The sequence below is a fragment of the Serratia sp. SM04 genome (assembly GCF_040280225.1).
Taxonomy (GTDB): domain Bacteria; phylum Pseudomonadota; class Gammaproteobacteria; order Enterobacterales; family Enterobacteriaceae; genus Serratia; species Serratia sarumanii.
The window spans coordinates 141956-160259 of the sequence record NZ_JBEOQT010000002.1; the positions used below are offsets into that span (position 1 = coordinate 141956).

The window sequence follows — 18304 nt, forward strand, 5'->3', positions numbered from 1 at the left end:
TTTAGCGGCGGAGCGCACTCCGCCGGGTGTATGTCAGTTGGCGTCGGCCGCCGGCTTGTCGCCGGCAAGAGGACGGCAAGGCAGCAGCAACGTGTTCATCAACATTTCGGCCGGCAGCGGCGCCGGCAGCTGGATTTCACACTGCGCCGCGCCGTTCCAGTGCACGCTCATGCGCTCGCCGGGATTGAGGCCGGACAGGTAAACGCTGCCGCCGTCATTGATGATGCCGGTCTCCTGTTTGCGGGCATTCAGCACCGTGGCGCCGAACGGCGGCTCGCTGCCGTCCGCCAGCTTGACGATCGCCATCGCCTTCTCGCCGGCAATCACCTCAAACTTGCGGTAGCCGATGGCTCCCTCGGTCAACGTGGCCTGCACCACCGAACGCGTCGCCTCGACGTTGTCGCTCAGGCTGTTGAGATCGATGCTGGCCTTGTTGCGGTAGTAGCTGTTTACATCCGCCACCACCGCCTTGCCGTAACGGTTGGTCAGCACCGTACTGCCGTAGCCACGCACCGGCACACCGGCGACGCCTTCGGTATCGAGCAGCAAACGCGTGCCGCCCGGCGTATTGACGCGGTGCAGCACCGCCCCTTCCGCCGCCATTGTCAGGCCGCCCTGCGCGCCAATGCCGACGGCGCTGTAGCGGCCGGCCTGGTAGCTGGCGTTGGCGTTGATCTGCGCCATATCGCCCTGATGGCTGTAATAACCGCTGGCCGTCGCTCCGCTGCGTGCGGCGCCGGCGCTGATCTGATAGTTGTTGTGTTCATCGACCCGGTTGTAGTACCCGACCCGGTGGGCGTTCTCTTCGCGATCGAGCGTCATGTTGTAACTGAGCGTGCCCGCGCTGCCCCAGGGCAGCGACAGCGACAGATACATCCCGTCGTCGTTGCGCTCGTTGTATCGGTTGCGATAGGCCGACAGCGACACGCTGACGTTCTTGAAATCGCCGATGTCGAAGTAGCGCGACACCATCAGGTTGTAACGATCGTTCGGTGCCCGATCCCAGTAGGTTTGGTGGCTGTAGTTGAGATAGGTGCTCAGCCCCAGATCGCGGAACTGTTTGTTGAAGGTGATGGTGTACATCTCCTTGCTCTTGCCGCTGCGCCCCCCTTCGTAACGCGCATCCAGGTAGTCCCCCATGCTCATGAAGTCTTCCTGAGAGAAGCGGTAACCGGCGAAGGTGACCTGGCTGTCGTATTCATCGAAGTTCTTCGAATAGCTCAGCCGGTACGAACCGCCGGTCAGCGTGCCATCCTGCGGCAGACGCGCACGCGACTGCGTGGCATCGAACGACAACGCCCCCAGCGCCATCAGATCGCGCCCGATCCCCAGCGACAGCGCGTTGTAATCGCCGCCGGCGATGCCCCCGCCGTACAGCGACCAGCCGTTGCTGATCCCCCAGGAGAACTCGCCGGTGCCGAACATCGGCCCGCGCAGATGGTGCCCCCACTCCGACGGCTTGCCCGTCGCCAGCTTGTAACGCACTGTACCCGGCCGCGTCAGATAAGGGATGTTGGCGGTGTTCATCTTGAACTCCTGCACGCTGCCGTCCTGCTCTTCGACGCGCACGTCCAGCTCGCCGGAAACCGCATCGTTGATGTCCTGAATGCGGAACGGCCCCGCCGCCACCTGCGTTTCATACAGCACGCGCCCCTGCTGGCTGACCACCACCTTGGCGTTGGTTTTCGCCACGCCGGTCACTTCCGGCGCATAGCCGCGCAGGTTGGGCGGCAACATGCTGTCGTCGGATCGCAGACTGACGCCGGTAAAGCGCAGGCTGTCGAAAATGTCGGAGTTCAGGTAATCCTCACCCATTGTCAGCCGCGAACGCAGCGCCGGGATCGCCCGGTAGGCGTAATAGCGGCTCCAGTCGAACTGTTTGTCGGTCGGCTGAGAAGAGCCGGTCTGATGGTTGAGGTTGGCCTGCCAGTCGGCGCGCAGACGCCAGGCGCCCAGGTTGGCGCCGCCGGTGCCATTGCCGCTCAGGCTGTAACTGCTGCCGCCCTTCTGATGTTTTTGCGTTTGGGCGTTGACGTTATAGTCAAACAGCAGCCCAGGAATACCATCATCCCAGCGCGAAGGCGGGTCCCAGTTTTCCGAGCTGTATTCCAGATAGGCCTGAGGAATGTTGAGATACAGCGAAGAGCTGGCAAGATCGCCGCGGGCTTCCATCCCCGCCAGGCTGGAGGCGTCAAGGCAACGGCCGCCGTGCGTCCAGTTCAGCGTGCTTAACAGTTTTTCTTTCAGCCCCAGTTGGTTGACCAACTCCGGCGAAAGACAGGCTTCGCTGCCTTTAGGATCGTTCTCGGGCGCCATAAACGTCACCGGCTGTTCCGGCAGATCGTTCTTATTGACGTGCACCACCATGGTATAAACGCCCGGCATGATGTAGCCGCTGCGCGTGAATTGGCTCAGATCGATATTTTTGCGATCGTTGATGTCCAATACGTCGGTATTGAATTGAATCACGTCGGCGGCATAGACCAACGCGATTGGATTTCCCAGAGAAAGGGCAACGCAAAGCCCCAAGGCCTGAAGACGAAATAACTTCCCTGCCGGTGAAAGCATAATAAAGTCCTTTCAATAACGAATTAACCGTCAGTACGAGAAAAAATCAAAAATAATCCAGCTTAAAACGCACTGTGGAAAAATACGCTCCCACCTTCAACGGCTGGTGATTCGGCATCAACGTCATGGAATAATTCAGCACTCGGTTCCCCGGTATTATTCCCTCCATCGGCAAAGGTTTCCCTGGAATAACCGCCGTGCCGCTGCTGTCTTTTATCTCCAATGCAACGCCGCGCGCATCGCCCTGTACGCCAAACAGAGCGCCTTCCGCATAACCATCAAACGTGACCTGAAAGAATTTCCAGTCAGGCTTGTTTTCCGGCCGTTCCAAAATGCAATTGACCAATTCGATACTGAAAGGTTTGGTCACCCCCTGGCCGTCACGAATGATCTGCCCGAGAGGAATAGTGTCCATATCGATCGTCTGATCGCGGCTGCCGGCGGCAATGGCGCAGGCGGTGTCGATAATGGCGCCGTGCATGTTGACTTTGCCCCACCCCTGCGCGGCGGAAGTTGCATGGCCGGGCGCAAACGCCAACGACGCCAAAAGAACGGCACCCGCTCGATTCCTTGGTAAAAACATCGCGACATTCCTTTGACAGGGAGATTCACCAGGCATGCGGCGAACCCCATGCCTGGTTGATTAAGCCTTCGGGCTCACTTACTGATAAGCCAGGGTGAAATCGGCTACGGCAGTGAAATCGCCCGGAACGATGGCGGCGGAAGCGCCTTCGCCCTGCAGGTAGGCGGCGAAATGCAGGGTGTTGTTGCCGGTATTCAGGGTCTGCGCGGTAGTCGCTTCACCCAGTTTGATCGGCTGGCCATTGTAAGAGATGGCTACGCCGGCGCCGCTGGCGGTGCCCGCGATACCCAACAGATCCTTGTCGGTGGACGATGCGACGCCGCTGAAGGTGGTTTTAACGGTTTTCAGCGTGGTGATGTCGCACTGCTCCAGTTTGATTTCAAACGGACGCGGGTTGGATTTGCCGCCGTTTTTCAACGCCACGTTGGAAACCTGGCCCAGATCTACGGTCTGATCGATCGACTCGGGCGCAATAGAGCATGGCGCATCAATAATAGAGCCCGTGAAGGTGACCTTACCGTGTCCCTGATCGGCTGCCTGTGCAAAAGAACTTGCGCCAAATGCAATCACTGCAGCCATCATGATTTTGTTAAGTTTCATAGAACCTATATTCCTTATAAGAAAAAATGCATATTCCAATCAAGAAAAAGAGCAACAGGAAACCTGCTCGCGCTTATATGTGCGCAGCCCTGATTCTTTAGCATCTTGCTGGTTGGTTAACTGCCAAAACCCAAAGGCATCGACAATAAATACGTCGATAACGGCAAGTCTGCAGCGGCCCACCCATTAATGAATCCGTCATATAAAAATAAACGAAATCACAACAAGCAGAGGCCAATACTTTCTAATCCGTCCTTCTTGTCCGGCGATGAATATTCTGGCAAATGCCTCTCAGCAAAAAAAGGCTTTTTTTGATCAAGGCGAACATTCGCAATTTATTTCCTAATTGAAGTTAATTTACTGTTATTTTTAGCCTCATAGATCGTAAAAGATGCTTTTATAGAGCAATATCCTGTTTTTCTTTGATTCCCAAGTAATCAGATCGCAAAGTGGCGCTTTGTGAATATAATAAACCAAAATTTTAGGTTTCAGCGTGACGCCACCCCTGCCTAAGCATAGGTAAAAACGGGGCGGGCAACGCCTTTTTTTTCAATCCTGATAAATAGATAGGAATTTTCTTTGTTCGCGTTTTACCTCGTTGTTGGTAGGCAGCGAAAGTTTGTTTTTTCTTAGGAATACGGCAATCGGAATACAGAGGAAGTGCTATGGAAGCGTTATCTCCGAAACAAAAGGAAATACGGCAATTGCAGCACGATCTGCTGCAAACATTATTCGCGCAGTCGCCCCGTAAGTGCCCTATCGGCGGGTTGCCGCCACAGCAGCAATGGCTATCGACGCGGCAACTGGCCAATGCCGTCAACGTCGGTGTTTACCGGGCGCGGCGGCTATTGCTGGATCTTGTCTCCCGGAAAAAAGTGATTGTGACGGACGGCTCTATCAACAACTCATTGAGGTGGTATCCCACCGCGTTGCTGAACGGTGATAACGACGGCATCTCCAACAGCGATGCCCCTCACTCCCCTTTAACGGAATAAATATGGCCAGCCGGCCTGATTGGCAATATTTCATTGCGGAGTAACGCCGCACACTATTTATATATATTGGGATATTATCGTGAGAAAAACAGCCCTGCTATTTTTACGTTGCTGCCTGGCATTATCTTTCTTCATGCTGTTTGGCAACGCCAACGCGTTTACCTGCCGCACGTCCGATGGCGGACTGATTCCACCCGGGGGCTCGACCACGCCGGTTGACGTCCGGGTGCGCATCGGGCCACAGCTTTCTTATGGCAAAAACGAAATCGTCAACGTCAGCCAGGTCACCTGTAAAAACGACGTCGCGAGCTGGTATGACTATCTCAAAACCGACAGCCCGGCGCTGTCGATGAACAGTGCGATTTTTGGCGCCATCGGCAGCGGCACCACCATCAACGGCAGCGATTACAACTCCCCGGTGCCATCAGGCATCAGCGTACTCAGCCTTACCGGCCTGCAAACCCAGTCGGTCGCCATCCGGGTCTATATCGTGTTGAACCGTTTCCCAACGCCGGACATCAAGGTGAACAAGGGCGACGTCATCGGCCAAATCAACTTTATTCAGACCAACGATCAGCCGGGTTGCCCACAGTGCGGCGTTTATCGCTGGCGCCTGATCGCCGACAACGACGCTTACTTCGTCACCACCAGCTGCACCATCAACAACGGCCAGCAGATTAACGTCGACTTCGGCCAGATCCGTCAGGACTTTCTGACCCAGAGCGCCAATGATGCCCAGATAAAACAGGACAAAGCGCTCAGCTACCAATGCGACGACCAGAGCGCGACGCAGGATATTCTGATCCGCATGGTCAGCGATGCCAGCGGCTTCTCCAGCGATTTTATCAAGACCACCAATCCTAACGTTGGCGTGGCGATGATGTACAACGGCGCGGTGGTGAAGCCGAACAATGCCTTCAGAACGCGCATCGTCAACGGCCAGGGCAACGATACCGTGACCTTTGTACCGGTAAAGAACAATGTCCCTTACACCAGCATCGCCACCGGACCGCTGTCGGGTTCGGCCACGCTGATCTTCAGCGCACCTTGAGACGGGAGCCAGAATGAACATGACGAGTAAAACGCGCTGCGCTTTGCTGTGGGCGCTGAGCCTGATTAGCGCCGCGGCTCAGGCCGCCGACCAGGGTACCAAGGTCAACATCACCGCCACCGTGGTGGCGCCTCCGCCTTGCGTGATCAACGACGGGCGCACCATCGATATCGACTTCGGCAAGGTCGGCATCAAGCGCATCGACGGCAATCGCTATATGCAACGCATCGATTACAGCATCAAATGCGAGTTTCTGGATAACAGCCGCCAGTTGAAAATGAAGATCATGGGCAGCGCGGCGGCCTTCGACGGCAGCGTGTTAACCAGCAGCGTCAATGGATTGGGCATCAAACTGTTGGCCAACGGTAAGGCCTTCGCCATCAATACGCCGCTGAACATCGACTACGCCAATCCGCCGACGCTTGATGCGGTGCCGGTGAAAAACAGCGCCGTCACCCTGGCGGAAGGCGATTTCACCAGCGGCGCCACCATGCTGGTGGACTACTTTTAATCACCGCCCCAAAAAATCGCGAAAAAAAAGCCGCAACCTCTCAGTTGCGGCCAGGTCGAGGATCGTGCGCCCGGGGCGCGCTCCTCACATCAGGGTATTCAGCCGAAGATCCCGCCGAACCACTGGCTCAGCTTCATCATCACCATATCCCAGATGCGGCTGAAGAAGTTGCCCTCTTTCACCTCTTGCATCACCACCAGCGGGTGTTGCTCGATGGTCTTGCCGTCCAGTTGGAAATCGATGGTGCCGACCACCTGGTTTTTCGCCAGCGGCGCTTCCAGCGTCGGCTGGGTCAGCTTGTAGCTGGCCTTCAGGTTTTTCATCTGCCCTTTCGGAATGGTGACCGAGGCGTCTTTCGCCACGCCGAGCGGCACTTCGCTGACGTCGCCGAACCACACTTTCTGGGTGACGAACGGCTTATCGGCCTTGATCGGCGTCGCGGTTTCATAGAAGCGGAAGCCCCAGGTCAGCAGTTTTTCGCTTTCGCTAAAGCGCACGCGATCGCTCGGCGCGCCCAGCACCACCGAGATCAGGCGCATCGGGCCGTCGGTGGCCGATGCCACCAGGTTGTGGCCGGCGCCGCTGGTGTAACCGGTCTTGATGCCGTCGACGTTCAGGTTGCTGCTCCACAACAGGCGGTTGCGGTTAACCTGGCGGATCTTGTTAAAGGTGAATTCTTTCTCTTTATGCAGCGCGTATTCGTCCGGCACGTCGCGGATCAGCGCCTGGCTCAGCAGCGCCATGTCGCGCGCGGTGCTGTACTGCCCTTCCGCATCCAGGCCGTGCACCGTCAGGAAGTGGGTGTTCTGCAGCCCCAGAGATTTGGCGTAATTGTTCATCAGGCCGACGAACGAATCCTGGCTGCCCGCCACGTAGTCCGCCAGCGCGATGCTGGCGTCGTTGCCCGACTGGATCACGATGCCTTTATTCAGCTCCAGCACCGGCACCTGATCGCCCGGCTTGATGAACATCAGCGAAGAACCGCGCAGCGCCGGGTTGCCGGGCGCCCAGGCGTCTTTGCCGACGGTGACCATGTCTTCCGGCTTGATCTTGCCGGCCTTGATCGCCTGCCCAATCACGTAGCTGGACATGATCTTGGTCAGGCTGGCGGGATCGAGGCGGGTGTCGGCATTGCCTTCGGTCAACACCTTGCCGCTGTTGTAATCCATCAGAATGAAGGCCTTGGCGTCTACCTGCGGCGGCGCCGGCGGCTCGGCCGCATGCACGGCCGGGGCGGCCAGCAACAGGATGCCTACGCTGAAGGTCAGTTCTTTCAGGGAAGTGGATAAGTTTTTTTTCATCATGACGTCGCCAGAGTGTCCATTCAAATCATTGAAATAGCGTTAACTTTCAAACATGTTCACGTTTTAAGCCAACCAGCGAGAGTGGCCCGGTGCGCGCGTGCCGGCCGCAACCCCCTGCGGCGCCCGTAGCGGGTAACGCAGCGCACCGAAAATGCCCTTGCTGTGAGTTTATGTGATTTATCTTATTTTTGCAGGGTTTAGCGTGAATTTTCAGCATTTTTACATAACTGTACGCAGCCCCCCGCTTATCGTTCAAAAAAGCATCGCGACGCGCATTTTTGCACCCACCCACGGCTACACGGCCAAGCATCTGCACTGCTAAACATCTGCGCATCCACACGTCTAAAAAAGATTAATATATTCCATAATGGCATATATAACCGTTATTTGTTCTTTTTAAAGCGCTTATTCTCAGCGCTATCATCCACATAACGACTTTTATACCGAATAATCCTGGAGATGAGTCATGGCGATCCCCCATTCCGTCATCGAGATGATTGGCAATACCCCGATGCTGGAACTGACCCGGTTCGATACCGGCCCGTGCCGGCTGTTCGTCAAGCTGGAGAATCAAAACCCCGGCGGTTCGATCAAAGACCGCGTGGCGCTGTCGATGATCGAACAGGCCGAGCGCGACGGCAAGCTGCAGCCGGGCGGCACCATCATCGAAGCCACCGCCGGCAATACCGGCCTGGGGCTGGCGCTGGTGGCGGCGCTGAAAGGCTATAAGCTGCTGCTGGTGGTGCCGGACAAGATGAGCCGCGAGAAGATCTTCCACCTGCGCGCGCTGGGCGTGGAAGTGCAGCTGACCCGCTCGGACGTCGGCAAGGGGCATCCGGCCTACTATCAGGATTACGCCAAACGCCTGGCCGGGGAGATCCCCGGCGCCTTTTATATCGATCAGTTCAACAACCCGGCCAATCCGGCGGCCCATACCACCACCACCGCGCCCGAACTGTGGCGGCAGATGGAGCATGACGTGGACGCTATCGTGGTTGGCGTCGGCTCCGGCGGCACGCTGGGCGGGTTGAGCCGCTATTTCGCCGAGGTTTCGCCGCAGACGGAATTTGTGCTGGCCGACCCTGCGGGTTCAATACTGGCGGACTATCTCGACAGCGGCCACATCGGCGAAGCGGGCAGCTGGCTGGTGGAAGGCATCGGTGAAGACTTCATCCCGCCGCTCAGCGACTTTGACCAGGTCCGCCACGCTTATCGCATCGGCGACGCCGAAGCCTTCGCCACCGCGCGCGATCTGCTGCGCAAGGAAGGCGTGCTGGCGGGATCGTCCACCGGCACCCTGCTGGCCGCCGCGCTGCGTTACTGCCGCGCACAGACCGAACCCAAGCGGGTGGTGACCTTCGTCTGCGACAGCGGCAACAAATACCTGTCTAAAATGTATAACGACCACTGGATGCTGGAACAGGGCCTGCTGAGCAAGCCGCAGCACGGCGATCTGCGCGATCTGATCGCCTACCGCCACGACGAAGGCGCCGCCGTCTCCGCCGCGCCGGACGACACGCTGGCGATCGTGCACGCCCGCATGCGGCTGTACGACATCTCGCAGCTGCCGGTGCTGGAAGGCGATCGGGTGGTCGGCCTGATCGATGAGTGGGATCTGCTGAACGCCGTCCAGGCCGACGCCGCCCACTTCAGCCTGCCGGCCGGCAGCGCGATGACCAAGCAAGTCCAGACGCTGCAAAAGGAAGCCGGCTACGACGAATTGCAGGCCACCTTCAACCATGGCCACGTCGCGGTGGTGCTCGACGGCGAGCGCTTCCTCGGCCTGATTACCCGCACAGACGTGCTAAACGCCTGGCGCCAAAAATTACGTTAATAAGGACCCTTTATGGCCAAGTTTGATACGTTGACCGTTCACGCCGGTTACACCCCGGACGCCACCGGCGCCGTGATGCCGGCAATTTACGCCACCTCCACCTACGCCCAACCGGCGCCGGGCGAGCATACCGGCTACGAATACTCCCGCAGCGCCAACCCGACGCGCACCGCGCTGGAAAGCGCCATCGCCGAACTGGAGGGCGGCAGCCGCGGCTACGCCTTCGCCTCCGGCCTGGCGGCCTGCTCCACGGTGCTGGAGCTGCTCGATAAGGACAGCCACCTGATCGCAGTAGACGATCTGTACGGCGGCACCTATCGCCTGCTGGAAAAAGTGCGCAGCCGCACCGCCGGCCTGCGCGTCACTTACGTGTCGCCGGCGGATCTCGCCGGGCTGGAGCAGGCGATCGAGCCGGACACCAAAATGATCTGGGTAGAAACCCCGACCAACCCGCTGCTGAAGCTGGCGGATCTGAGCGCCATTGCCGCGATCGCCAAAAAGCATGGGCTTATCAGCGTGGCGGACAATACCTTCGCCTCGCCGTATCTGCAGCGCCCGCTGGATCTGGGCTTTGACGTGGTGGTGCACTCCGCCACCAAATACCTCAACGGCCACTCCGACGTGGTGGCCGGCGTCGCGGCGGTGGGGGATAACCCGGCGCTGGCGGAACAGCTCGGTTTCCTGCAAAACGCGGTCGGCGGCATTCTCGATCCGTTCAGCAGCTTCCTGACGCTGCGCGGCATTCGCACCCTGGCACTGCGCATGCAGCGCCACAGCGACAGCGCGCTGCGCATCGCCCAGTGGCTGGAGAGCCAGCCGCAGGTGGAAAACGTCTACTATCCCGGCCTGCCTAGCCATCCGCAGCACGCGCTGGCGGCGCGCCAGATGACGCGCTTCGGCGGCATGATCTCGGTGCGGCTGAAAGGCGACGACGCCTATGCGCGCCGGGTCATCAAGCGCTCGCGCCTGTTCACCCTGGCGGAAAGCCTGGGCGGCGTGGAAAGCCTGATCAGCCAGCCGTTCAGCATGACGCACGCCTCCATTCCGCTGGAACAGCGCCTGGCAACCGGCATCACGCCGCAGCTGGTGCGCCTGTCGGTGGGGATTGAGGATGTGGAAGATCTGATCGCCGATCTGCAGCAGGCGCTGGCGGAATAATCGCCCGCATCAAGCGCCATCAGCCCGGCCGGCGCGCCGGGCTTTTTTGTGCCCGCTATTCAGACGCCGATGACGTCCCGATAAAAGCGCTGCGCCACATCGGGGTGGGAACGGATGCGGCCTTTCAGGTAGTTATACCCCACGTCGCGCAGCAGCGGGTTGAGCGGATCGCTGGCCGGGCCGCGCGCCTGCGCCGCCAGCGGCGGCGGCAGTTGATACAACGGCACCACCGCGTCCAAGCGCGCGCCGAGGAAAAAAGCGATCGACAGCCTGTCGCGCCCCGCCGGCGGCGTTTCCACCCGGTGCACCGTGGCGCGCAGATAGCCGTTGGTCGCCAGTTCCAGCAGCTCGCCGATGTTCACCACGAAGGTGTCTTCACGCGGCTGGGCGTCGAGCCACCGCCCTTCGCTCACCTCCACCTGCAACCCTTTTTGCTCGTCCTGCAGCAGGAAGCTGAGAAAACCGGAATCCTTGTGCGCGCCGACGCCCTGTGCGCTGGCGGTAGCGTCCCGCCCCGGATAGCGAATCAGTTTGATGTGCTCGTTGGGCTTATCGCCATACAAGCGATCGAAAGCCTGCTCCGGCAACGACAGCGCCAAAGCGAAAGCGCGCAGCAGCCGCAGCGACATGGCGGTCATCGCCTGTTGCCACTGCAGCAGCAGCGGTTTCAGCGTCGGCAGCGCCGCCGGCCACTGGTTTGGCCCCTGCAGGCGTGCCCAGCGTGGGGTGTCGTCAGACAGCGTCAGCGCCGGGCGTTCGGCACCGATATCGAACTGCTCGCGCCAGTCCGGCTGGCCGCGCGTGAGCTCCGCCGCCGCCCGGTTGTAACCGCGAAAGTGCGGCGAATGCACCATCTGCACCGCCAGCTTGTCGGCTTCCGGCAGCGCGAAAAATTGCCGCGCGCCCTGCTGCAGCCGCGCATTCAGCACACTGTCCACGCCGTGCCCGCGCAGATAGAAAAAGCCGACGTCGCGGGCCGCCGCGCGCAGATCGTCGAGAAAGGCGCGCCGCTGACGCGCATCGCCGTCAAGCAGCGAAAGATCCAGCAGCGGCAGCGTCTTCAGCGTCGTCAGATGCGTCATCATGCGGTTCCTCTTCTTCCCCAATCACAATCGGGCTGCCATACAGGCGAATAATCAACATTGTCACTCCCTACCGGGTAGCTGCATTTGCTCCATAGTTATCACCGCGCTCGCCGGGGCGGCCAATATTGTTGCGTTCTAAGTTATGCAAACGTTCAACAAACTGTCGCAAAACCGTCATCAATGTTACTTATGCTCTGCGCAATTTCGCCGACGCCGCTGGCTGGCGACGGGCGCTATCCGCTATCCTGTAAACGACCTCATACCCTGCCTGCCGGAGAAATACTGATGGATTTAGCCTTATTCGACCTGGATGAAACCCTGATTGACGATGACAGCGCCAGCCTGTGGATCCGCTGGCTGGTCGGCCAGGGCTTCGCGCCGGCGGAGCTGGAGCTGCAGGAGCAGCAGCTGATGCAGCTTTATTATCAGGGCAAGCTGTCGATGGAGGACTACATGCAGGCCACGCTGGCGCCGCTGGCCGGCCTGAGCGTGCAAACCGTGGCCGGCTGGGTACAGCGTTACATCCGGCGCGATATCCTGCCGCGCGTCTATCCCGCCGCCCGTGAACGCCTGCAGTGGCACCGCGAGCGCGGCGACTGCATTCTGGTGATCTCCGCCACCGGCGAGCATCTGGTGGCGCCGATCGCCGAACAGCTCGGCGCCGATGATGCGCTGGCGATCGGCGTGGAAATCAGCGACGGCCGCTTCACCGGCAACACCTACGGCACCATGACCTATCAACAGGGCAAGGTGATCCGCCTGCAACGCTGGCTGGCGCAGCATCCGCACCTGCAATTCGAACACAGCCACGGCTACAGCGACTCCCTCAACGATAAGGCGATGCTGCAATTCGTCGACAGCGCCACGGTGATCAACCCCGACAGCGAACTGAGCGCGCTTGCGGCGGAGCACGGCTGGGAAGTGTGCCGCTGGGAACGCTGAGCGGCAGGCAAAAAGTGCCCTGCGGTGTGACAAATAGCGTTTTGTGGCGTAGGTATAGAGGGTCCTTAATCCACTAACGGAGTTGCGCAATGCTGACCATTTGGGGCCGTGAGAATTCGAACAACGTCAGGAAGGTGCTGTGGTGCGCCGCCGAACTGGGGCTGAGCTACACCCACATCAACGCCGGCGGCGCGTTCGGCAAGGTGAACGAAGAGAGTTACCGCGCGCTGAACCCGAACGGCCTGGTGCCGCTGCTGCAGGACGATGACTTCGTGCTGTGGGAATCCAACACCATCGTGCGCTACCTGGCGGCGAAATTTGGCGACGCGACGTTCTATCCGCAAGATCTGCAGGCGCGCGCCGCCGCCGAGAAGTGGATGGACTGGACCACCTCAACCATCGTCCCGGCCTTCACCATCGTCTTTTGGGGCCTGATCCGCACCGCGCCGGAATTGCGCGACATGGCGAAAATCGAAGCGGCGATCGCCACGCTGGAAAAGCACTTCGACGTCATCGAACAGACGCTGGCGCGCCAGCCTTACCTCTCCGGCGACGCGTTCGGCTTCGGCGATATCCCGCTCGGCAGCTTCGCCTACGCCTGGTTCGAAATGCCGATCGCCCGCCGCCCGCGGCCGAACATGGAGCGCTGGTATCAGCAGCTGCGCGCCCGCCCGGCCTATCAGCGCGGCGTGATGAGCGAACTCACCTGATCGCTGCGGGGCGTTACGACGCCCCGACCTTCAACAGCTTGCCGTTCCGCTCGTCCGTCAGCAGATACAGATAGCCATCCGGCCCGCTGCGCACCTCGCGAATGCGCTCGCCGCGATCGCCCAGCAGCCGCTCTTCCGCCACCACCTTGTCGCCTTCCAGCGTCAGGCGAATCAGTTCCTTTTGCGCCAGCGCGCCGATGAACAGCGAGTGCCGCCAGGCGGGGAAGCGCTGCCCGTCATAAAACGCCATGCCGCTGAGGCCGGGCGATACCCGCCAATAGTGCAGCGGCTGTTCGGTGCCGGGCACCCGTTCCCCTTTGGCCTCGGGGATCGGCTGGCCGGAATAGTTGATGCCGTAGGTGGCCAGCGGCCAGCCGTAGTTTTTACCCGGCAGCGGGAGGTTGAGCTCATCGCCGCCGCGCGGGCCGTGCTCGTGTTCCCAGATCGCGCCGCTCCACGGGTTCAGCGCCAGCCCTTGCGGATTGCGGTGCCCATAAGACCAAACCTCCGGCCGTTTGCCGGCCTGGCCGACCCAGGGGTTGTCCGGCGGCACCGCGCCTTCGGCGGTCAGCCGCACCAGCTTGCCCTGCAGCTTGTCGGTCTCCTGCGCCGTCGGCCGCTGGTTGTTTTCGCCCAGCGCGATAAACAGGTAGCCCTGCCTGTCGAACGCCAGCTTGCCGCCGAAGTGATTGCCGACCGACAGCTTGGGCAGCTGGCGGAAGATCACCTTGAAGTTTTCCAGCCGCCTTCCGTCTTCGCTCAAACGGCCGTAGCCGACCGCCGTGCCGGCTTTGCCGCCCTCGCCCGGTTCGGCGAAGCTGAGGTACACCCGGCGGCTGGCGGCGAAGTCGGGGGCCGGCAACACCTCCAGCAGGCCGCCCTGCCCCTCGGCGTAAACCTGCGGCACGCCGGCGATCGGCGGCGACAGGCCTTTGCCCTGCTGCCACAGCCGCAGCCGGCCGGGCCGCTCGGTGATAAGCAGGCCTTGTTCCGCCGGCAAAAAGGCCAGCGACCACGGGTGTTCCAGGCCGTCCTGCAGTTGGCTGACCGTCGGCGCGGCGTGCAGCAGGCCGCTGCACAGCAGCAAACCGGCCAGCAAAGTCAATCGGGGCATGGCATCCTCCTGGGGGTGAAATGACCCGTTTAGTGTAGCCCACTCAGCGGGCGCGGTCGTTTGCATTACATTTCAACAGGTTGCCTTTTAGCCGCAGTGTGCTTAAGTTAACCCATCACCCAGGAGGAATCATGGACATTACCGTTACCGACGCGATTGACGAAGACACCCTCGATGCGATCAGGCAAGGCCTGCGCGCTTACAACCTGCCGCATATCGATGCCCGTCACCGCAAGCCGCTCAGCGTCTATGCGCGAGACGAGGCCGGCACGGTGATCGGCGGGCTGACCGCCGAAACCTGGGGCAACTGGCTGAGCGTCGAATGGCTGTGGGTGGCGGATTCCCAGCGCGGCAGCGGCCTCGGCGGCCGGTTGATGCGCGCCGCCGAACGCGAGGCGCAGGCGCGCGGCTGCCGCTACGCTCGCCTGGATACCTTCAGCTTCCAGGCGCGGCCGTTCTACGAAAAGCTCGGCTATCAGCTGCAAATGACGCTGAAAGAGTATCCGGTGGAACATGAGTGTTATTTTCTTACCAAAACCCTGACTGATTAATGGATGGACGGATGGACAGCAAAAGCATGGTGGTGAACTGTGTGGCGTACAAAGCCGGCCAACGGCTGGGCGAAGTGACTATCGACGATATCAGCGAGGTGGTCAAACAGCCGGATACCTTCATCTGGCTGGGGCTGCGGCAGCCGGAGCCGGCGTTTATGCGCAAGGTGCAGGAGGAGTTCGGCCTGCACGATCTGGCGATCGAAGACGCGCTGTGCGCGCACCAGCGGCCGAAGCTGGAAACCTACGGCGACTCGCTGTTCATCGTGGTGAAAACCGCGCAGTGGGGCGAGAACGACGAAATCGAATACGGCGAAACCCATTTCTTCGTCGGCAAAAACTTTCTGGTGACGGTGCGCCACGGCGCCTCGCCCAGCTACGCGCCGATCCGCGCCAAGGCGGAAGAGAACCGCAAGCAGATGTGCCGCGGGCCGGGCTTCGCCCTCTATTCGGTGTTGGACTTCGTGGTGGACAACTACCGCAGCGTGGTGACGCGCTTCGAGAGCACCATCGAGAATATCGAAGCCAACATGTTTCAGTCGGAGTTCGATCAGGTGGCGATCGAGAACGTCTATACCCTGCGCCGCCACCTGTTGGCGCTGCGCAACGCCGCGCTGCCGATGGATGAAATCTGCAACCAGCTGATCCGCCTGCACGAAGAAGTGATCCCGAAAGAGCTGCGCGCCTATGTGCGTGATGTGCAGGATCACGCGCATCAGGTGGTCAGCAATATCGACGACATGCGCGAAATGCTGACCAACGCCATGCACGTCAACCTGGCGCTGGTGACGGTCAAACAGAACGAAGTGGTGAAACGCCTGGCGGGCTGGGGGGCGATTTTGGCCATCCCGACGGTGATCTTCAGCCTGTACGGCATGAACTTCGCCGACATGCCGGAGCTGAAGTTCCCGTGGGCCTATCACGCCACGCTGGGGGTGACCGCCGTCGGCTGCATTTTCCTGTATCAGAAGCTGAAGAAATCGGGCTGGCTGTAAGCGCCAAAACAACGGGTTTTCCCGCCGGCAAAAAACCTCTGCGGGGCAGCCCGCCCCGCCGCTTCAATACAGCATCGGCCGCCGATCGTGATGCACGTGATTGTGGCGGCCGATATGCTTGTCATCGGCCGCGCCGATATCCATCGATGCCAGCACCATGCCTTCGCCTGCCAGGCTCTGCGTCAACGGATAGCCGTCGGCGTCGACGATCACCGATCCGCCGATCCACGCAACGCCGCGCTCCGTTTCGCAACGATCGCACACCGCGATGAACAGCCGATTGACGGCGGCGTTGGCCTGCGCCTTCACCATCTCCGCCGGCCGTTCGCCCTGCGGGCGCGGCGCCAGCGGCCAGTTGACCGGCGCACACAGCAGCTGAGCGCCGGCCAGCGCCGGCAGCCGCACCCACTCAGGGAATTCGAGATCGTAACAGATCATCACCGCCAACCGGCCAAAGCGGGTCTCGACGACCGGCGGCGGCCGATCGCCGGCGGTAAAGATGGTGCTCTCTTCGTGCCACAGGTGCGCTTTGCGATAAATCGCCCTCACCCCCTGCGCATCGATCAATGCCGCGCTGTTGGCCACCTCGCCATCGGGCAGGCGCTCGCAAAAACCGGCGACGATCGCCACATCCAACTCGCGCGCCAGGCCCCGCCACAGGCTGAGGCTAGGCCCGTCTTCGGCCTCGGCCAACGCCCGCGCCTCCGCCTTATCGCGCAGCACGTAGCCGCTGTTCACCAACTCCGGCAGCACGATAACGTTGGCGCCGCGCTGCGCCGCCCGGCGGATAGCCTGGACGGACAGCGCCCGATTATGTTCCGCTTCCCCGACCCGCAACGCTAACTGGCAGCATGCGACGCTGATTTTTTCCTTCACTCCGGCTCTCCTTCCAATAAACCCTCGCTGCGCAACGCCACCCGCCGTTCGGCTTCAAGATCGAGCTTTCGGCACATCACGACATAAACGCTCCCGGCCACCAGCAGGCCGATCAGAAAAGCGATATCCGCACCGCCCAGTAAAACAGCAAAGGGGCCGGTGTAAAAGCCCAACGTCATGAACGGCACCATCGCCAGCAGGCCGATCGCGTAGGCCGTCAGGCCGGGGCGCCCCCAGCGGCCGTAGATCCCCGCCGGGTTGAAGATTTCACCAATCGCGTAATGCCCGTCGCGCACCACGTAAAAGTCCATCAGATTCACCGCCGTCCAGGGCACCAGGAAATACAGCATCAGCAGCACAAAGGTATTGAAGCTGGCGAGGTAGCTCGCCGGGATGGCCAACGCCACCGCAAACACCGTCAGGGCGACGACGCCAATGCCGGTCATGCGTAATTTCAACGTCGGCGTCACTTTACGGAACGCGTCAATCGCACTGAGGCTGGTCAGCATCGCGCCATAACAGTTGACCGCCATGATACCGACCAGCGAGGGCACAGCGATCAGCACGGCCAGCGTGCCGAACCCCGGATAGACGGCATTTCCCACCGCCTGTACGCTGCCGATCGCATCGGGGGACGGTAAGGCTGAAGCCAGAAACGCGCCCAGCGACATCAGCCAAAGCGCCGATCCGGCCGCCCCCAGATAAGTCCAAAAGATCACGTTGGCAGACGGCGTTTCATGCGGTAAATAACGCGAGTAGTCGGAAACGTACACCGCGTAGCTGATCTGGTAGCCGGCGGCGGCCGACAGCTGAATCAAAAAGGCCGCCCACGAGAAATGCCCGGCGCCGATGGCGGCGTCCATCCGCAGCGACAACACGGCGCCGACCGTCAGCACGCCAAACACCGCCATCATCACATAGGTCAGCCAGCGCTGCACCGCATGCAGCATATCGTGGCCGACGATCGCCAACAGCACGGCCACCGCGATCAGCAACGCATACCAGGGCAGGCGGTGGCCCGGCAACATCGTGTTGATCGCATCGGTCGCGAGAATAACGTTGAACACGTTGAAACCGATGTAGACAAACACCACGGCGGCAAAGGGAACGATGGCACCACGCAGGCCGAATTGAGCCCGCGACTGGATCATCTGCGGCAGCCCCATCCGCGGCCCCTGGTTGGCATGACACGCCATGAAGAAGGTGCCGAACCCTACGCCGGCGGCAATGGCCAGCATCGAATAAAGCGCACCCAGCCCCAGCGCCGGGCCGGTGAAACCGACCACCATCGTCGTCAAAACGAAATTACCGGTAAACCAAAACGGCGCCTGATGCCAAACCTTGCCATGCCGCTCGTGACGGGGCACATAGTCTATCGAGCGCACTTCAATTTTTGGGCGTGACGCCACATTGCGATTGTTCATGTC

Annotated in this window: 17 protein-coding genes; 9 read left to right on the forward strand and 8 right to left on the reverse strand. The window is 60.6% G+C overall.

The genetic code is table 11. The annotated features are described in order from the left end of the window. Window positions 1–33: 33 nt before the first annotated feature. The 3 genes from ABTW55_RS03690 to ABTW55_RS03700 all read right to left on the reverse strand — a co-directional run bounded on the left by ABTW55_RS03690 (window position 34) and on the right by ABTW55_RS03700 (window position 3751). Complete coding sequence (locus ABTW55_RS03690; protein WP_049234301.1) at window positions 34–2568, reverse strand: outer membrane usher protein; 2535 nt, start codon at window positions 2566–2568, stop codon at window positions 34–36. A 46-nt stretch (window positions 2569–2614) separates the two neighbouring features. Then, window positions 2615–3151 carry a fimbrial protein gene (locus ABTW55_RS03695; RefSeq protein WP_060419822.1) on the reverse strand — a complete coding sequence of 179 codons (537 nt, stop codon included), beginning with the start codon at window positions 3149–3151 and terminating at the stop codon, window positions 2615–2617. Between the two features lie 78 nt (window positions 3152–3229). Continuing rightward, entirely contained in the window at window positions 3230–3751 is a 522-nt protein-coding gene (locus ABTW55_RS03700; RefSeq protein ID WP_025302212.1) for a fimbrial protein, read from the reverse strand. A 665-nt stretch (window positions 3752–4416) separates the two neighbouring features. Here ABTW55_RS03700 and ABTW55_RS03705 point away from each other — a divergent pair. The 3 genes from ABTW55_RS03705 (at window position 4417) to ABTW55_RS03715 (ending at window position 6308) form a co-directional block, all read left to right on the forward strand. Next, the gene (locus ABTW55_RS03705) at window positions 4417–4746 is read left to right on the forward strand and encodes a hypothetical protein (protein ID WP_033646709.1); all 330 of its coding nucleotides are present in this window, start codon (window positions 4417–4419) and stop codon (window positions 4744–4746) included. A 133-nt stretch (window positions 4747–4879) separates the two neighbouring features. Next, on the forward strand, window positions 4880–5797 hold the full coding sequence (locus tag ABTW55_RS03710; RefSeq protein ID WP_072022384.1) for a fimbrial protein: 918 nt from the start codon (window positions 4880–4882) through the stop codon (window positions 5795–5797). A 19-nt stretch (window positions 5798–5816) separates the two neighbouring features. Then, window positions 5817–6308 (forward strand): fimbrial protein, encoded by a 492-nt coding sequence (locus ABTW55_RS03715; RefSeq protein ID WP_223181936.1) that lies wholly within the window; start codon window positions 5817–5819, stop codon window positions 6306–6308. 98 nt (window positions 6309–6406) lie between these two features. On the opposite strand, the gene ABTW55_RS03720 is transcribed toward ABTW55_RS03715, so the two are convergent. Further along, the gene (locus ABTW55_RS03720; protein ID WP_060419826.1) at window positions 6407–7612 is read right to left on the reverse strand and encodes a serine hydrolase; all 1206 of its coding nucleotides are present in this window, start codon (window positions 7610–7612) and stop codon (window positions 6407–6409) included. 466 nt (window positions 7613–8078) lie between these two features. Here ABTW55_RS03720 and ABTW55_RS03725 point away from each other — a divergent pair, with 466 nt between their 5' ends. Beyond that, window positions 8079–9446, forward strand: a complete 1368-nt coding sequence (locus ABTW55_RS03725; protein ID WP_060419828.1) for a cystathionine beta-synthase — start codon at window positions 8079–8081, stop codon at window positions 9444–9446. 12 nt (window positions 9447–9458) lie between these two features. Further along, a complete protein-coding gene (locus ABTW55_RS03730; protein ID WP_033637784.1) occupies window positions 9459–10604 on the forward strand; it encodes a PLP-dependent aspartate aminotransferase family protein in 1146 nt (381 codons plus the stop codon). Between the two features lie 59 nt (window positions 10605–10663). Here ABTW55_RS03730 and ABTW55_RS03735 read toward each other — a convergent pair whose 3' ends face one another. Further along, entirely contained in the window at window positions 10664–11686 is a 1023-nt protein-coding gene (locus ABTW55_RS03735; RefSeq protein ID WP_060419831.1) for an isopenicillin N synthase family oxygenase, read from the reverse strand. A gap of 288 nt (window positions 11687–11974) precedes the next feature. Here ABTW55_RS03735 and ABTW55_RS03740 point away from each other — a divergent pair, with 288 nt between their 5' ends. Together ABTW55_RS03740 and ABTW55_RS03745 are read left to right on the forward strand one after the other, a co-directional pair. Beyond that, a complete protein-coding gene (locus tag ABTW55_RS03740) occupies window positions 11975–12631 on the forward strand; it encodes an HAD family phosphatase (protein WP_033654623.1) in 657 nt (218 codons plus the stop codon). Window positions 12632–12720: 89 nt separating this feature from the next. Then, window positions 12721–13341 carry a glutathione S-transferase family protein gene (locus ABTW55_RS03745; protein WP_033637781.1) on the forward strand — a complete coding sequence of 207 codons (621 nt, stop codon included), beginning with the start codon at window positions 12721–12723 and terminating at the stop codon, window positions 13339–13341. 13 nt (window positions 13342–13354) lie between these two features. Here ABTW55_RS03745 and ABTW55_RS03750 read toward each other — a convergent pair whose 3' ends face one another. Continuing rightward, window positions 13355–14455, reverse strand: a complete 1101-nt coding sequence (locus ABTW55_RS03750; protein ID WP_060419834.1) for a PQQ-dependent sugar dehydrogenase — start codon at window positions 14453–14455, stop codon at window positions 13355–13357. 131 nt (window positions 14456–14586) lie between these two features. On the opposite strand from ABTW55_RS03750, the gene ABTW55_RS03755 reads away from it, so the two are divergent. Together ABTW55_RS03755 and corA are read left to right on the forward strand one after the other, a co-directional pair. Continuing rightward, on the forward strand, window positions 14587–15006 hold the full coding sequence (locus ABTW55_RS03755; protein WP_060419837.1) for a GNAT family N-acetyltransferase: 420 nt from the start codon (window positions 14587–14589) through the stop codon (window positions 15004–15006). Window positions 15007–15017: 11 nt separating this feature from the next. After that, window positions 15018–16001 (forward strand): magnesium/cobalt transporter CorA, encoded by a 984-nt coding sequence (corA, locus tag ABTW55_RS03760; protein WP_060419840.1) that lies wholly within the window; start codon window positions 15018–15020, stop codon window positions 15999–16001. 63 nt (window positions 16002–16064) lie between these two features. On the opposite strand, the gene ABTW55_RS03765 is transcribed toward corA, so the two are convergent. Both ABTW55_RS03765 and ABTW55_RS03770 read right to left on the reverse strand, forming a co-directional pair. Continuing rightward, window positions 16065–16877 carry a nitrilase-related carbon-nitrogen hydrolase gene (locus ABTW55_RS03765; RefSeq protein ID WP_060419843.1) on the reverse strand — a complete coding sequence of 271 codons (813 nt, stop codon included), beginning with the start codon at window positions 16875–16877 and terminating at the stop codon, window positions 16065–16067. Continuing rightward, window positions 16874–18301, reverse strand: a complete 1428-nt coding sequence (locus ABTW55_RS03770) for a cytosine permease (RefSeq protein ID WP_060419846.1) — start codon at window positions 18299–18301, stop codon at window positions 16874–16876. Before ABTW55_RS03770 ends, ABTW55_RS03765 begins: the two co-directional genes overlap by 4 nt. Between the last annotated feature and the right edge of the window lie 3 nt (window positions 18302–18304).

Excerpts from the sequence above, each read along its gene's own strand:
- ABTW55_RS03750 (WP_060419834.1), bottom strand. The coding sequence starts at position 14,455 with ATGCCCCGATTGACTTTGCTGGCCGGTTTGCTGCTGTGCAGCGGCCTG.
- ABTW55_RS03720 (WP_060419826.1), bottom strand. The coding sequence starts at position 7,612 with ATGATGAAAAAAAACTTATCCACTTCCCTGAAAGAACTGACCTTCAGC.
- corA (WP_060419840.1), top strand. The coding sequence starts at position 15,018 with ATGGACAGCAAAAGCATGGTGGTGAACTGTGTGGCGTACAAAGCCGGC.
- ABTW55_RS03715 (WP_223181936.1), top strand. The coding sequence starts at position 5,817 with ATGACGAGTAAAACGCGCTGCGCTTTGCTGTGGGCGCTGAGCCTGATT.
- ABTW55_RS03710 (WP_072022384.1), top strand. The coding sequence starts at position 4,880 with ATGCTGTTTGGCAACGCCAACGCGTTTACCTGCCGCACGTCCGATGGC.
- ABTW55_RS03745 (WP_033637781.1), top strand. The coding sequence starts at position 12,721 with ATGCTGACCATTTGGGGCCGTGAGAATTCGAACAACGTCAGGAAGGTG.
- ABTW55_RS03730 (WP_033637784.1), top strand. The coding sequence starts at position 9,459 with ATGGCCAAGTTTGATACGTTGACCGTTCACGCCGGTTACACCCCGGAC.
- ABTW55_RS03770 (WP_060419846.1), bottom strand. The coding sequence starts at position 18,301 with ATGAACAATCGCAATGTGGCGTCACGCCCAAAAATTGAAGTGCGCTCG.
- ABTW55_RS03725 (WP_060419828.1), top strand. The coding sequence starts at position 8,079 with ATGGCGATCCCCCATTCCGTCATCGAGATGATTGGCAATACCCCGATG.
- ABTW55_RS03700 (WP_025302212.1), bottom strand. The coding sequence starts at position 3,751 with ATGAAACTTAACAAAATCATGATGGCTGCAGTGATTGCATTTGGCGCA.
- ABTW55_RS03705 (WP_033646709.1), top strand. The coding sequence starts at position 4,417 with ATGGAAGCGTTATCTCCGAAACAAAAGGAAATACGGCAATTGCAGCAC.
- ABTW55_RS03755 (WP_060419837.1), top strand. The coding sequence starts at position 14,587 with ATGGACATTACCGTTACCGACGCGATTGACGAAGACACCCTCGATGCG.
- ABTW55_RS03735 (WP_060419831.1), bottom strand. The coding sequence starts at position 11,686 with ATGACGCATCTGACGACGCTGAAGACGCTGCCGCTGCTGGATCTTTCG.
- ABTW55_RS03695 (WP_060419822.1), bottom strand. The coding sequence starts at position 3,151 with ATGTTTTTACCAAGGAATCGAGCGGGTGCCGTTCTTTTGGCGTCGTTG.
- ABTW55_RS03740 (WP_033654623.1), top strand. The coding sequence starts at position 11,975 with ATGGATTTAGCCTTATTCGACCTGGATGAAACCCTGATTGACGATGAC.
- ABTW55_RS03690 (WP_049234301.1), bottom strand. The coding sequence starts at position 2,568 with ATGCTTTCACCGGCAGGGAAGTTATTTCGTCTTCAGGCCTTGGGGCTT.